The organism is Staphylococcus kloosii, assembly GCF_003019255.1.
Taxonomy (GTDB): Bacteria; Bacillota; Bacilli; order Staphylococcales; family Staphylococcaceae; genus Staphylococcus; species Staphylococcus kloosii.
Window position 1 is genome coordinate 2,129,944 of sequence record NZ_CP027846.1, and the last position, 15,164, is coordinate 2,145,107.

Genomic DNA, 15,164 nt, shown 5'->3' on the forward strand with positions numbered 1-15,164 from the left:
TCTGTACTCATTCTTGCTTAAATTAACGCCCTTTAAACTAACGTAAGTTGACCTCTGCATTAACTTCTATTAAAATAACTCTATTAAAGTATATATTTTAGAATAAGAGGTAATTTATTTATGGCATCACAATATCAACAATATTCTACTGTCAGAAAATATTGGCTACTTATGAGACCTCACACCCTAACTGCAGCAGTAGTACCTGTATTAGTCGGTACGGCTTCCGCAAAAATCTTTTTATTAGGTAGTGAAGATCATCTTAAACTTAGTCTATTTTTAGCAATGTTAATCGCATGCTTATTAATACAAGCTGCTACAAACATGTTTAATGAATATTACGACTTCAAAAAGGGCTTAGATGATCATAACTCGGTAGGCATCGGTGGCGCAATTGTGCGTAACGGCATGAGTCCTCGACTCGTTATGAATTTAGCAATAGCATTTTATATTATTGCAGCCTTACTCGGTATTTTCTTAGCAGTACAAAGTTCATTCTGGATATTACCTATTGGTTTAGTTTGTATGGCCATTGGTTATCTTTACACAGGAGGCCCGTTACCTATTTCTTGGACGCCTTTTGGAGAACTATTTTCAGGTTTCTTTATGGGTATGATTATTATTGTCTTATCATTCTTTATACAAACAGGTAATTTCCAAGCCTATGTTTTTTGGATTAGCTTACCAATCGTTATAACTATAGGCATGATAAACATGGCTAATAACATTCGAGATCGCGTAAACGATAAAGAAAAAGGACGTTTCACGTTACCGATTCTTTTAGGAAAGAACAATTCAGTACGTTTCCTAGGTTTAATGTATATTATTGCTTATGCATTAGTAGTATTTCTAGCATTCTTTAGACCTGGTGGTTCAATATTTTTCCTACTCGCATTGCTATCATTCCCAATGCCAATTAAAGCAGTACGTAGATTTAAAAAACATGACACACCAGCAACAATGATGTCTGCTATGGAAGCTACTGGTAAAACAAATACATTCTTCGGCATACTTTATGCTTTAGGTATTTACATCAGTGCCTTATTAGGTGGCATTTAATAGTTATTAATCGACCTTGCAAAAGGTCGATTTTTTTAATTTGCCTGTACTTTATCCCCTTCATACACCATGTGTCTATGATTGTGACCATATAAATTAATATCGCTTTGCGTCTTAAAACCAAATTTATTATAGACATAATAAGCTCTTTCATTATGATAATCGCAATTCAAACTCCATTTAGCAGTTGGCTCTTGATCAATCACATATTGCATTAATTTAGTAGCAACCCCTCTGCCACGGTAATTAGGGAAAGTAGCAATCGTTTCGATATAATATTCATCATCATTAGATTCTTTCATCGGCATTGGTGTACCTAATGCTTTAATATCTTCATCGACATCTAAATCCAACCATGCACGTTCTAATGCTAATTCATCTTTACCTGGATATGCTATTAAACATCCTGCTACATTACCGTCAATTTCATACACCCAAATATTGGAAATATTACCTCTATATTGAATATCGACGATGCTTTTTTGCATAACTTTTAATAATCTTTCACGTTCAATTTGTTTTACCATATCTATTTCTAGTTCTTCCCATATGATATAACATAGTTCTGCAATTGCCTCTTTATCTGATGCTTTTGCTTTTCTAATCATATTATTTCTCCTTTAAATTAATATGCTTTATCATTCATATTATATTATAACATCAAATAAATATTGAAATAATTAACTATATAAAATTCGAAACTTTCAGTAATATTGAACATTTATTGACCACTGTTTAATTAAAACAGTAAACTGTAGTTAATCATTAGAAAGGAATTGTGTTATGAGAGTAAGTAAAGTAACGTATGTATTATTAGCATTTTTATTAGGTTGGATCGGTGTTCATAAATTTTATTCCAATCAAGTTTTTCTAGGCGTATTGCACATCATTTTCTTTTGGACTGGCATACCTTATATTGTCGCGATTATAAGTGGTATCATTACCATTTTCTTTAAAAAAGCCGATAAAGATGGCATGATTGTTTTTTATTAATACAATAATTTTTTGTAATTGTACGACTTAAAGGTATTAATAAGGGGTAAGGAGTACTATATAATTGCTATAACTTAGGAGGTAACTTATGCAACAACTAATACAAAGAATTATTCGCGCACTAGCTGTAGGTTATATCGTTAGAGGTATTAGACGATTAATAAGTAAAAGCAGCAACAGTAGCAAAAATAAAAATGATGACAATAATAAATCTCAATAATAATTAATAGGCTAAACCCATAATAATGTGGTTTAGCCCCTTTTAGTTAAATTCTATAAAAACACATCTTATTTAAGAAAGAAAATCACTATTGTTTGGCTTATTTTCAAGATAAATTATTTTACCATTGCTATCTAATTTAGCGACATCAATACCTTCTTGTGTATATACTCCCGTTTCATATCTATTGCCACAAATAGCCCATTTAGTAGCGTATGTGCCATCTTCGTTTTGTTCCCAACCATTATACATATGTTTTAACTCTTTATTGGAAGCAAAAACTTGTTTAACAAAGTTTTCCCATGCATTTTTACCATTAAAAGTACGTCCATTTAAGACAAAAGTAATATCATCACTAAAAAGCGCATTTAATTTATTAAAACTTTCTTCACTTTCTTTAGCTTCATCAAACAATTTAAAATAATTATCTAATACATCCATCTGTACACCTTCTTTTATTAATTACTGTTTACTATTATATGGATTTAATTATATTTTACAAAACTACTGTTTCATAATTAAAAAAGACACCTCATTAACGGTGTCTTTTCACATACATATTTTAATGATATATTTTACTGCCTTCAGAAATAAATTCTGCAGATTTTTGTTTCATGCCTTCAGCTTTCAATTCCGGACTTTTACGTAAATCATGTGAGATACGCATTGAACAGAATTTCGGACCACACATACTACAAAAATGAGCTATTTTAGCCGCTTCTGCCGGTAATGTTTCATCATGGAATGCTCTAGCTTTATCAGGATCTAATGATAAATTAAATTGGTCATACCAGCGAAATTCAAAACGCGCCCTACTAATTTCATCATCTCGTTTTTGAGCATTTTTCATTCCTTTTGCTAAATCAGCGGTATGTGCTGCAATTTTATAAGTGACTACCCCTTCTCTAACATCGTCTTTATTAGGTAAGCCCAAATGCTCTTTTGGCGTTACGTAACATAACATAGCTGTTCCATAGCTTGCGATTTGTGCCGCCCCTATTGCTGAAGTTATATGGTCATATGCAGGTGCAATATCTGTCGTTAACGGCCCTAAAGTATAAAAAGGAGCTTCTTGACAATAATAATCTTCTAACTCTTGGTTCTCTCTAATTTTATGCATAGGCACATGTCCAGGACCTTCGACCATAACTTGTACATCATACTCCCAAGCAATCGCCGTCAGTTCTCCTAAAGTTTTCAGTTCCAAAATCTGACTTTCATCATTTGCATCATATATTGAACCAGGACGTAATCCATCACCAAGGGAGATTGCAATATCATATTCTTTTAAGATTTCACATATATCTGTGAAATGCGTATATAAAAAGCTTTCTTCATGGTGAGCTAAACACCATTGAGCCATTATAGACCCGCCTCTTGATACTATACCTGTTAAACGTTCAACTGTTGTTGGAACATATCTTAATAACACGCCTGCATGTATCGTAAAGTAATCAACGCCTTGTTCAGCTTGTTCAATCAATGTATCTCTATAAATTTCCCAAGTAAGATCTTCGGCTTTACCATCTACCTTTTCTAACGCTTGATATATTGGAACTGTACCAACTGGAACAGGTGAATTACGTAATAAATATTCACGTGTTGCATGAATATTTTTACCCGTCGATAAATCCATTATCGTATCTGCACCCCAATGGATAGCCCACACTAACTTTTCTACTTCAGCCTCGATAGATGAACTAACTGCAGAATTACCAATATTAGCGTTGATTTTCACTTGGAAATTTTTACCAATGATCATCGGTTCTGATTCTGGATGATTCACATTATTAGGAATAATTGCACGACCTCTCGCTATTTCTGAGCGTACATATTCAGCTGATACGTCTTCTCTAGCGGCGACAAACTTCATTTCTTTCGTAATAATACCTTGTTTAGCGTAATGCATTTGTGTCACATTTTTACCTCGTTGTGCTTTTCGAGGTTTATATTCGAAAGGTGTTTCGACAAATTTCTTATGATTTTCTTTTTTAAAGCCGTTATCTAGGGCAACAACTTTGCGCCCTTCATAAGAATAGGTATCTTCGCGTTCTGCAATCCATTTATCACGTAACTTAGGTATGCCCTTTTCTACGTTAACTTCATATTTTTCGTCGTGATAAGGTCCAGCTGTATCATAAACAATCATTGGCTTATTAGGTGTAGTTCCACTTTCCGTAACGGTAGGCTCTAATTTAATAGACCTAAATGGAACTTGAATGTCCGGTTCATCACCACTAATCCAGACACGTGTACTTGCTGGAAATTGCTTTTTCAATTCAATCTTGTTTTGTTGCATAAAAAAACTCCTTAGCATAATTTATTTTGCTAGGAGACCTGATTAGAAATCGTATGTATAACGAAGTCAACGAACAGTAATAAACACATATTTAATACTGAGTCGTTCTGCTTCCCTACGCTGGTATTAACCAGATCAGGTTCAAAGGGTTGAGACCTTCATCTCTTTCAGCTTTGTTAAAGCACCCCTAGCAATGGATATTAAGTTCTGTTTTTAAACTAACATTAATTCAGTTTTATTACAAACTTATTTATGAAAAAAAAATTTTGAATCTGTAAAGATTAATTTTTTTAGAATGAATTTACGTTCCAACCGTTATCTTACAACGTGTTAAAGAATAAGTTAACACGCCTAAATATTTTTTACTAACAATAGCAAGTTTCAATAAATCGAGAAATGTCTTATCGTTTATTAATATTAACTGGCATTAAAATTGCCAAAAGAAAAAACCGTTAAATCGACGTAAAATTAACGTCAACTTAACGGTTTTTAAATTACGGAAACGGAGTCCTTTGGGATACTTTAGTATATAGTAGAAAAAGGCGTAACTAAAGCATTTTGACTAATTTACTTTCGGAATAAACAGAACTAAATATAACTAAATTGACACATATTTGACACGTAAAACTCCCATCTATTCATTTAGGTGGGTGTTTGCATATCGATTTAAATTTTATGCTATTATCAGTCTAGGAGAAATTTTTCTAAAACTATAGTGAAAGGAAATTTACAATGTTAATAATATCATTAATTTTTATTATATTATCTATTCTACAATTTATCTCAATATTGATAGATATATTTAAAAGACCTCAAAAAATGTTTATCATGAATATTGTTTGGCCTCTTACAGGACTCTATTTCCCCATTCTAGGTATTATTGGTTATTACACTTTAGGCAGAACAAAAATAGATAGACAAACAAATCACAATAAACCATTTTGGCAAAGCGTAATTATTTCTACTACTCATTGTAGCGCAGGATGTTCTTTAGGCAACCTAATTGGGGCTCCGGTTATTTTCTTATTTGGAATAACTTTCTTTAGCAATGAATTAGCTACTACACTAATAATAGAATTTATTTTAGCTTATATATTTGGTTTATTATTTCAATATTTCCATATGGAAATCAAACATGATCATCCATTAGCAGATTTGAAGGATGCTGTAAAAGCAGACACCTTCTCACTTATAGCATTTGAAATTGGTATGTTTGGCTTTATGATAATAATGCGTTTTGCAATTAATAATGCACTTCTACAACCAAATAAATTAGAATATTGGTTTTTAATGCAAATAGCTATGCTTATAGGTTTTATAACAAGTTATCCTGTGAATTGGTACCTTGTCAAAAAAGGAATAAAACATGCCATGTAGTTATTTCTAAAAGATATAAATTTATATAAAAAATTAGCCCACCCGAAGGTGAGCTTGTAAAGAGTTTTTTATGAGTTGGCAAGCGTTGTATGACGCTTAATTTATTATACCACATATATTTTAATATAAACAAAAACCCCACCAAAAGGTGAGGCTGTAATCAATAAGTGGGAGCCCACTACAACTCCTTAATATATTGTAACATAAAAGCGAACATAAAAAAGACCCCCTAATAAAAGGGGGTCTTTGAGACTATAACGGGAGTTAACGTCACACACCTAAGGGTGCGCAACATTTTCCCATCGTCTTTACACACCCTAAGGTGTGCAAAACTAACAATAAATGATTTTTATCTACTTGTAAATAAATATTTGCTAATTTACTTGAATAAACTGTAGCTCATAAATCTCTTTGCTCTCATAAGAATTAAAATTATCAATATGGCCTTTAAGCAATATCTCGTGCTGTTTTCTACTCACATTATGAAAATATGTTAGCTTTATATTCATATCTGACTCATAACCGTTGTTCTCGATAGTTTTATCAAGTTCATCAAAAACCTTTTTATTAATAGGTAACATATACCCCTCTTTACTAGGCAATATGCTAACATATTTAGTCTGTATAACTTCATTTTCTCCTAACAAAACTTCAATAGTGATTTTTTTTGCTGCTCCACCACCAAGATTATATAACTTTAAATGATCTTCATGTTCATTAGAATTCATAATTGTATTTTTTAAATTTAGGTTTTTATTTCCATCTTTTTCTAAAAGAATTTGATTAAATCCTAATGCAGGTAGAAAACTAATTTTCATTTGATAAAGTTGAACTGATACTGATACAAAATAGAATATTGCCATTATAAATGTTCCCATGGAACCAATTGCTGAAATAATATTTATCATATTAAATCTCCTTTATATTTATTTGGAGACAGTAGTAAGGAAGTATTATACTACCCTATAAGATTAAAATTAATCATAAAAAACAACCACCCAGTGACATGCTTAGGTAGCTAGGATGCTAGTGTAATATCACACTATTTTATGTTAAGAGAATTTGTGCATGTATTTTAATTTTATCACACATAAAATAAATAAAAAACAGGACAAGCACCTAAGTGCCTGCCCTTTACACCAAACTTTCATCCAGTGACATGCTTGGATGACGGAGATTTGATTCATTATAAAAGCAATAGTTGGATAACTAGTGCATGTTTAAATATTATACCCTAGAGGTTGTATTTAAAACAAAAAACAGACAGGTCGGAAATCCTGTCTGCAAATCGTATAACACGTTTGAAAATGAAAGGCGAGCTCTAAACCTCTATTTTCAATTTATCATAGTTTATCAATTAATACAAAAAGAAACAGGCTATGGGGAGCCTGTTAAGGGAAATTCATGTTAATCAAAAAGAGAATAATTAAGAGACCTATCGCCTCTTCAAAGAATATATCACAATATATTGGGCAAAACAAATAAAAAGAGTAGGCACGGGACAACGTACCTACTTTTACCTTGAAAATGAATAGCGATTGTATGGCTAATATTATTTTATCATAAAAAAGACACCCCATAAAGAGGTGTAAACAAATGTATTTAAAAATGAGATAAAAATTCTGGAGAAAAAATTATCTAAATTAATTATATCATGACCAAATAATATTAGCTAATTGTATTCAACACATATTACTTCTTAAAAAAGAGCAGCCCTAGGAGACTACTCTAATTATGCACTACCGTAAATTTTTCTACCTATTATCAGGCAAAAGTAGTTTTATAATTTTAATACATTTAGCTAATTGTGTTCCATAATTTTTCATCTAAATGATTAGATGGCGCTGCACCATTTAATGTTCTTATTGGAAGAAAGTTTTTACACAATAATCATATAGTGGAAATAAATTTATAAATTAAAAAAAAGAGCAAGCTACGAGGCTTGCTCCACAAGAAAGTAATTCAAATTAGAGAATGTAAAGAGTTTAAAATAACTCTAAATAAACAATAACATTTTAATTTTAAAATACAAATATTTATTCCACAATTAGGAATTAAAAAATAAGGCATATAAATCATATCATATAAATAAATTTATTCAAAAAAAGACACCTCTTTATGAGGTGTCCTCCGAATTATGAAACACTGAAAATGTAATACTAGTACTTGCACCTAATTTGTAATTTAACATATATTATCTAATAATACAAAAGACACCCCATAAAGAGGTGCCAACAAAAATATAATAGCGAGATAATATCCTGGAGAAAATTATCTATATAATAAGTAAGACACCTCTTAAAGAGGTGCCCCTTATAGGAGAAGATAAAACAAGCAATGTTATACTATATTTCATTTCCCTAATTGCAATATAACATACACATATAATTTTAGCTAATAGTTCCCCATAATGGTCCTAATACATAATTACTACTACCTGGTGTACCTTGTGCCGTTCTAATTGGTACATAGCGTCTACCATTGTAAGAGTCGTAACCTAAGAATACATATCCATCTTGAACCATGACCTCATCATAAGTTATAGTTACACCTGGATTTAACCAACCAGTGAACGGACAAGTAGTAAATGGTCCAGTACTTCTCACCGCTATTCTTGTGCTACCAACAGTAAATGAAGCACGCTCTGTTTTGTAATAGGTATTATAGGCATTAACCTTCCACCCGTCATTATTACTTTTAGTAGCTGGTGTAGAAGCTGAACCTGGCTTATTAGCTACTGTTTTTATAGATGGTGTTTTACCTTCCATATATGCACGGATTTCTTTAATCCAAATATCCTTAAGTTTCTTAATAATGGCGTCTGAGGGTCTGCCTTGCGTTACAGGATTAAATCCAGTTCTCATTGTTAAACTTCTATGAGGACAGCTCGTAGCTGAAAACTCTAAATGCAACCTTACCGTATTACGATTAGCTGGTAACTTCCATTTTTTAAGAAGTCTAGCTACCTCTTGTAATACGACCTGCTCATTAGCCATAAAATTTTTATCTGATGCACTCATAGATTGGCATACCTCAATACCAAAGTAATCATAATTACCTGTACCTTTTTTTACACCATCTCCGGTATGATAGGCAATGCGTTCTGGTTCGATTGCATACCAAATGTGACTTGAATCAGCATAAGCGTGGGCTATGCCGTTATTTAGTCTGTTTTGATTTGCACCTTTAAGACTGTTTTCATATTGTTGAGCTGTAGAACGCCCTGCATCGTTATGAATTACAACGCCTTTAGGATTGTATCCTCTCTTAGCAAAGTTGCTTTGTAGGTTTATATTGTTATGGCTAACACTAATCTTTTTAGCTGGTTTACTTGTAGCTGCTTTAGGTGCTGTTTTCTTAGTCGTAATTGTTTCTTTAGCGTATGGTACTTCGATAAAATGCGTTAATCCATAGTAATTATCCCATCGTGTTAAAGGTTTCTTATTTGCCCAGCCATTCCAATTTTGTTCAATAATATGGAATTTATTTGTGTCGCCTGGGCTATATACAATACCTATATGACCATACTGTGAATAAGTGCCAGACGTAAATACTGCTATCCAACCAGTTTTAGCTACCGTTGATGGTAAGTTTTTATGAATCTTAAATCCTGTACCATAACTTTGATTAATTTGGTCTTTAGCATTTCCCCACGGTCTCACTTTATTGTCTGTTAACCACAATACATAATCAGTAATTAAATCTTGGCATTGTGCATGATAGTATCGATCTACGTCAATGGCACCGACTTCCATAACTCCGAATGATGGGTTATAACTCGTAGGTTTTGTGATACGATATGGGCTATCCACTGTACCTTTTGCATAAGCTTGTAGTCGTTGTTCAATTTGCTTTTTAGTCTTTGTCATTGTCAACACCTCTTTGTCCTAGACCTTCATCAGTATCATCTTCGGGTTGTTCTTCATCTTCTAAATGTTTAGCTTCATCTGGATGCTGACCGCCATCTGTTAAAGTTGAATAAAATTCTACTTCATCACTATCATCAGAAAAATCTTCTCTAGTATCATATTCTTTAGGTGTGAATGTGTTCCCTTCTCTTTGATACTCAACAGGGTCTACTTGCTCATCACGTGGCTTAGCATAGGTTTGAGCGATGCCACTATCTTTTAATCCCTTAGTAGTAGGGTCGTTGATTACTCCAAACGTTACTAATACAGCTAACACGCCATTAATGCCGTTACTGAATTGTTCAACTTGAGCTGTGTAATCTAATCCTAATGCTTGGGTGATATTGTTAATAAAGAGTGCTATTGCCGAAATAATAGCTACCCAAAATGATTTCTTCTTGAAACGAACTTTCCAATTTATACTTTTCATTTGTTTACCTCCATAATAAAAAAGCCGACACTTTGTGCCGACTTATCTGAAAAATTGTGCTACAACGGTTATCACTGCGGGTAATACAACGCCTGCAACGCCTATCCACGCAACAATAACTTGCGTGTTCCCCTTTGTCTTTTCTTGCAATGTCCCCTGTAAACTTTCAATATCCTTTTTATTCGTCTTACTTTCGTATTCTAAATCAGTTACTCTCGTTCCAACAGTAGACAGAGACTCACTCATCTTTTCTAAATGTTTCTCTGATCGTTCTTGCGATTCGAAAGACTTTTCTTGTAATAACGTCTGCCTATCTACTTTACTTAACAGTTGATTGTGTAAATCCGTATGTTTACTGTCTACATCATTAATACGCTGATGTATTTTACCTCTTGAATTTTCCCATTCGTGACGTAAGACATATTTATCTTCTGCCATAAATATCAACACCGCCTATGAAACCAGCAAAACCTAGCCACGCTGTCATAGCTATAAATTGTGCCGGTGTTAGCCAATTGATTGCGTTATATATACTGGCAGATGCCATTAAAAAGTGAATTATCGCACTTCCTGTACCTCCAATAACCATAAAATAATTGGATACATTATTCACTGAACGTTTGCCAAAAAATATACTTGCAATGAGCAAACAACTGCCAAAAATGAGTAGTATAAATCCCCATAGCCAGATAGGCATGACTTCATGTAACGCACTGTAAAAATCGCTTTCATGAATGACTGACTCTTGGTTTACAAACCAGTAAAAACCCCTTATGTCGACGAATACACCTAGTCCAAATAAAGATAATGTTGCAATTCGGTCGGACACCGTAAATGTTTCGTTCATGGACTCACCCACTTTCTATAAAATAAAACCACAAGCCTAAGCCTGTGGTTCTGGATATTTTTCACCAGTAATTAGTGCGTATTCTTCTTTGTCGATGACTTCCATATCAACAAACCATTTAATTTGGTCATTTGTATAACATCCCCAGCTATACATGGTTTTAATATCGTTAAATTTCGGAAACAACATCTTCATCTTTATCCGCTCCTTTGAGTTGTTTTATTTCATTTGTCATGTTGACTATTTCTTGTGTTAAATCAGCATTTTGTTGAGCGACTTGTGCTACCATCATATTGCCTTGAACAAGTTGTTCTTGCATACTAGCAAACATTTTTCTTAGTTCTTCATCTGGTCCATTTGATGTAATCATAGGTGGTATATAAGGTGTGTTGGATGCTTCTTCGTAATTTGGATTAAAAATGATTTGTTCGTTTTGATACAAGTAGTATTTCGGTTTATAGTTTTGTGTAAAGTCATGAGGGATAATCGAATCATCAATCTCAAAATCTCCTTCAATACCACCGACAATGGCGTAACCTGTAATTTCGTTATTATCATTTATAGTTATACGCATTATTTATACACCCCTATAATTTTCTGAATGGTAAATTTGTTCGCATTAGCACCAGACCCTTCACCAGTTAAAATATTCACATAGTTGTCTGAATTGATTTCTAATTTTTGTCTGTTAACTTTCTTCAACGTACATTCATAACTTATTGCGTCTGTTGCGTCCAAACCTACGATATTATCTTTGTTAATATTAATGTTACGTGTTCCTAGTGGGTTACCTAATGCTGCAAACTCGCCACCCGGAAAATCTCCAACAATGTAAAGAACAATAAAATTGTCTAAGGTCTCGCTTAAATTAATCGGTGTACCCACGCCATTAGCATTCCCCTCAAATAATGTATTATTACGTTTCGAAAATTTACCATCGGTATAAGTTTTAGCGTTATTTTCAGCTATTGTTGCTTTAGCTTGTGAGCCAGAAGTAGTTTCAAATGGACTGCTAGGGTCATTAAATGCAACCTTTTTCCATCCCGTATCTCTCGTTCCTGATGTGTGGAAAATTCGATAATATAGTTCTCCATTATAAGATGAGGTCAATTCTATTCTTTTTCTAGTAGTATCGCCATTTGCTGCTGATATATCAATTTGGACATAGGTATTATTTAAACCAGTTGGGAAACCTTGCGCAGCAGCATTATCATCAGAAACTGTTTCATAACTTCCTGGTGCAAGTGTTGTAATGTCTTTAATAGTACCTTTTTTGAGGTATTGTCGCGTTCCATCATCAGCTGTTAACTTATATTTCTGCCAGTTAGCAGACTGTCCAGTCGTAACTAATCCACTACCATTTACTGAAGATTTAAACGCTTCAAACTTCTCATCCATGTATTGCTTATCTTCATCAAACTTCGTACTATATGCGTCGCCTTTATCGTCTAACTCTTTCATTTTAGCTTCATGATTAGCGTTATAAGCTTTCTCTTTATCATCGATGAGTTTCGTTAAGGCTGTGATACCTTGTTGCGTTGTATCTTGTACCTGCTTAACATAGTCATTCATATTTTCAAAGTCACTATTTAATTTCGTCATCATTTCCGCAACTTCGGCACGCATGTCAGAGAATAGTTTAATCTCACGTATTTTGTCTTCACTAGGCAAGTCAATAATTAAGTCGTTAGCTACAGTAAAACTAAATTGTCTTTGTACAACAACTTCCTCATCATCTAATGTTGTTATATAGATTTGTCCTATAACATCTCTAGCCAGTTTCATGAAGTCATTAGGTATTTCATAACTAATAACACCATTTAATTGATCTAAATAGTTGAAATTATCGTCTACTAAAAAACTATCCCCTGATTCAAGCGCGATGAAAACTTTCACGTTTTCTTCACTTAAAGCTAAAGGATAGTTATTTCGTGTAATTTGAAATTGTAATATTGCTGTGCTTTGGTCTTGATTCCAAAACTGAACATTGAGCTTACTTAAACTTTGGTATTGTGCCGTTGTTTCAAGTTGTAAATTGGCTATTTTATCCATAGACATGTAAGATCCCCCCTTATAAGTTTGTGCCTTTGAATTGGGTCCATGGTGATATACGTTCAGGTTTTCCTGAAGATGAGAAGTAAGCAATAATCATCTCAACAGGTGCAACAGATGACACACGCGTTAAGGTCACTTTAAATCGAGCACTTGTTACGTTATCAACGAGACACGTCCACCCAGCAACCCCTGGTAGTGGGAAATCTTGTATTTTGCTACTTGTCGCAGTATCAATGTACCATTGCTTATTTGCTACAATACCTAATTGATTCATATTAGTTATATGGCTTGGTATTGCTTCTGCAGGCCCTCCGATACTTGTATAGCCCATGTGACACCAGTTCGAAGCATCATTTGTACCTGTAAAGTTATTGACTGATACAAGACGCACATATTGCATAATGTCACGAGCGAATGTATTTCTCGTTAAAGTTTGGACCATAACTCCTTGAACGTTAAATGCACTGTTATTTAGGAACCAACCGCCATCACGCATTTCTTTAGGTAGTGGGAAATCCGTTACACGCATTGTGTCGACTGTATTCATGTAGTAATCACCAGGTTCTAATAAATCAGCAATCCTTGTAAAGTTCTCCACAGGGAATGACTTCGTGCGTCCCCCAGTTTCATATGTTGATACAGGTGTGCGTGGTGCTTTTAATTTCTCATATAATCCACGCATGAAAATACCATGTATTTCATGCGCTCGATAGTTACCAGCTCCAACAGTTACACCGACAAGCAATGCTTTCTTGCCTGTATCTCTATCGTGATAAATTTGACAACCTTCAGCTTCTTGGAAGTCACCAGGGTACTCATTCCCTGATTTACCGATATCCACTTTCTTTTGATATAATTGTTTACCAGTTTCTAAATCAAATACTGTAATAAAATTGGGTACATTAGGGTCACTATCGCCTGTGTACCAATACAATTTATTATCATCAAATGTACACCCTTGCATTGGTTGAGTTGGGTCACCAAAACTTGTTAGGTGTTTTGGTATATCCATGCGGTATAACACATTATCCACTTTATTATCTATATCTTCTAAACGTCTAACTTCGACGTAGTTTGCAGATCGTCTAGATTCCCATTCAGATTTTGGATATTGTATTCTAAGCATGATTAAGCCTTCATGTTCATTTATGACAGGTGTCATGTATGAACGTTCAGGGTGCCCAGTAAATACTTCCTCCATGTCATAACCCCCGTAAGTTAAAGTGGTATCAGGTCTATAAGTGAACTTCACTAATGCATTATAACCATCTGGCCGTTGTATATGGGAATAAATCCACGTTTTATTTTCAACTTCATCATGTCTTAAAGCAATCTGTGTACCGTGACCGCCACCTTCGAGTTCCATTTGTGAAATGAATTGACCGTTCGCTTTCATTTTAGTTAACTTATAATTATCTCTATAAGCTTGTGTTTGATAAGCAATATCACAAGTTTCATCAAGTAAAAATGATTGCATTACTGAATTTGTCATTGGTGATAGGTTTGTTAAATATTGGAATGATGAATTAGGTATATCAAACTCAAATTCTTGCGCTAGTATTTGCGCTCTTGTATCTTCAACGGCTTGTATTAAATCTTCTTTATCTATTTCATGCCTGTTTGAATCCGATAATAATCTGTCAAATAAAGTCGCATGTCTTTCGCCTAAAGTATCTAGTCTTGCATCCTTAACTTCTTGCAAACTATTTTTACCCTTAGATAAAACAAGATTGTCGTATCGTTGGTTAATGATTTGTAATCCACGTTCAACTGTTCTAAATCTTTCATCATTAATTTGTGATGAATGGTGGGCATTTAATTCTTCGTTTTTATGATATTTAAATTGCTCTACGAAAGTATTAACGAAATCTTCAGTGCGTAAAAAATTTGTATGCAATTGTTGTCTAAATTCTTGACCTAAGGATGATGTTAAGCTTTTTTGTAATTTTAACATTCGTTTTCCCCCTTATAAAAAG

At 33.6% G+C, this 15,164-nt stretch carries 16 protein-coding genes and 1 riboswitch; of the genes, 4 read left to right on the plus strand and 12 right to left on the minus strand.

Annotated features, from left to right (window positions below; translation table 11 throughout):
• The first annotated feature begins 120 nt into the window (after positions 1-120).
• Positions 121-1,059, plus strand: a complete 939-nt coding sequence (locus tag C7J89_RS10515; RefSeq protein ID WP_061855016.1) for a 1,4-dihydroxy-2-naphthoate polyprenyltransferase — start codon at positions 121-123, stop codon at positions 1,057-1,059.
• A gap of 35 nt (positions 1,060-1,094) precedes the next feature.
• Here the strand turns inward: C7J89_RS10515 and C7J89_RS10520 are convergent, their stop codons facing one another.
• Positions 1,095-1,667, minus strand: coding sequence for a GNAT family N-acetyltransferase (locus tag C7J89_RS10520; protein ID WP_103296046.1), 573 nt, complete (start codon positions 1,665-1,667; stop codon positions 1,095-1,097).
• A 175-nt stretch (positions 1,668-1,842) separates the two neighbouring features.
• Between C7J89_RS10520 and C7J89_RS10525 the strand changes: the two genes are divergently transcribed.
• Positions 1,843-2,052, plus strand: coding sequence for a TM2 domain-containing protein (locus tag C7J89_RS10525; protein ID WP_061855018.1), 210 nt, complete (start codon positions 1,843-1,845; stop codon positions 2,050-2,052).
• 88 nt (positions 2,053-2,140) lie between these two features.
• Positions 2,141-2,272 (plus strand): hypothetical protein, encoded by a 132-nt coding sequence (locus C7J89_RS13490; protein ID WP_258027140.1) that lies wholly within the window; start codon positions 2,141-2,143, stop codon positions 2,270-2,272.
• Between the two features lie 72 nt (positions 2,273-2,344).
• Here C7J89_RS13490 and C7J89_RS10530 read toward each other — a convergent pair whose 3' ends face one another.
• Entirely contained in the window at positions 2,345-2,713 is a 369-nt protein-coding gene (locus tag C7J89_RS10530) for a nuclear transport factor 2 family protein (RefSeq protein WP_103296047.1), read from the minus strand.
• Between the two features lie 121 nt (positions 2,714-2,834).
• Positions 2,835-4,571, minus strand: a complete 1,737-nt coding sequence (gene thiC, locus C7J89_RS10535) for a phosphomethylpyrimidine synthase ThiC (RefSeq protein WP_103296048.1) — start codon at positions 4,569-4,571, stop codon at positions 2,835-2,837.
• A 95-nt stretch (positions 4,572-4,666) separates the two neighbouring features.
• Positions 4,667-4,770: riboswitch (TPP riboswitch) on the minus strand.
• A 533-nt stretch (positions 4,771-5,303) separates the two neighbouring features.
• On the opposite strand from thiC, the gene C7J89_RS10540 reads away from it, so the two are divergent.
• Positions 5,304-5,948: a DUF4396 domain-containing protein gene (locus tag C7J89_RS10540; RefSeq protein WP_103295239.1), complete on the plus strand. Its 645-nt coding sequence runs from the start codon at positions 5,304-5,306 to the stop codon at positions 5,946-5,948.
• Positions 5,949-6,322: 374 nt separating this feature from the next.
• Here C7J89_RS10540 and C7J89_RS10545 read toward each other — a convergent pair whose 3' ends face one another.
• The 9 genes from C7J89_RS10545 to C7J89_RS10585 all read right to left on the minus strand — a co-directional run bounded on the left by C7J89_RS10545 (position 6,323) and on the right by C7J89_RS10585 (position 15,142).
• Positions 6,323-6,856 (minus strand): hypothetical protein, encoded by a 534-nt coding sequence (locus C7J89_RS10545; RefSeq protein ID WP_103295240.1) that lies wholly within the window; start codon positions 6,854-6,856, stop codon positions 6,323-6,325.
• Positions 6,857-8,338: 1,482 nt separating this feature from the next.
• Positions 8,339-9,817 (minus strand): SH3 domain-containing protein, encoded by a 1,479-nt coding sequence (locus C7J89_RS10550; protein ID WP_103295241.1) that lies wholly within the window; start codon positions 9,815-9,817, stop codon positions 8,339-8,341.
• Positions 9,804-10,286: a phage holin gene (locus tag C7J89_RS10555; protein WP_103295242.1), complete on the minus strand. Its 483-nt coding sequence runs from the start codon at positions 10,284-10,286 to the stop codon at positions 9,804-9,806. The genes C7J89_RS10550 and C7J89_RS10555 overlap by 14 nt, the downstream gene beginning before the upstream one ends.
• A 42-nt stretch (positions 10,287-10,328) precedes the next feature.
• Positions 10,329-10,724, minus strand: coding sequence for a hypothetical protein (locus C7J89_RS10560; protein ID WP_103295243.1), 396 nt, complete (start codon positions 10,722-10,724; stop codon positions 10,329-10,331).
• Positions 10,711-11,133 (minus strand): hypothetical protein, encoded by a 423-nt coding sequence (locus C7J89_RS10565; RefSeq protein WP_103295244.1) that lies wholly within the window; start codon positions 11,131-11,133, stop codon positions 10,711-10,713. Before C7J89_RS10565 ends, C7J89_RS10560 begins: the two co-directional genes overlap by 14 nt.
• Before the next feature lie 36 nt (positions 11,134-11,169).
• Positions 11,170-11,328 (minus strand): XkdX family protein, encoded by a 159-nt coding sequence (locus C7J89_RS10570; RefSeq protein ID WP_103295245.1) that lies wholly within the window; start codon positions 11,326-11,328, stop codon positions 11,170-11,172.
• On the minus strand, positions 11,303-11,707 hold the full coding sequence (locus C7J89_RS10575) for a DUF2977 domain-containing protein (RefSeq protein WP_103295246.1): 405 nt from the start codon (positions 11,705-11,707) through the stop codon (positions 11,303-11,305). Before C7J89_RS10575 ends, C7J89_RS10570 begins: the two co-directional genes overlap by 26 nt.
• A complete protein-coding gene (locus tag C7J89_RS10580; protein WP_103295247.1) occupies positions 11,707-13,191 on the minus strand; it encodes a BppU family phage baseplate upper protein in 1,485 nt (494 codons plus the stop codon). The genes C7J89_RS10575 and C7J89_RS10580 overlap by 1 nt, the downstream gene beginning before the upstream one ends.
• A gap of 13 nt (positions 13,192-13,204) precedes the next feature.
• Positions 13,205-15,142: a phage baseplate protein gene (locus tag C7J89_RS10585; RefSeq protein WP_103295248.1), complete on the minus strand. Its 1,938-nt coding sequence runs from the start codon at positions 15,140-15,142 to the stop codon at positions 13,205-13,207.
• Positions 15,143-15,164: the final 22 nt, after the last annotated feature.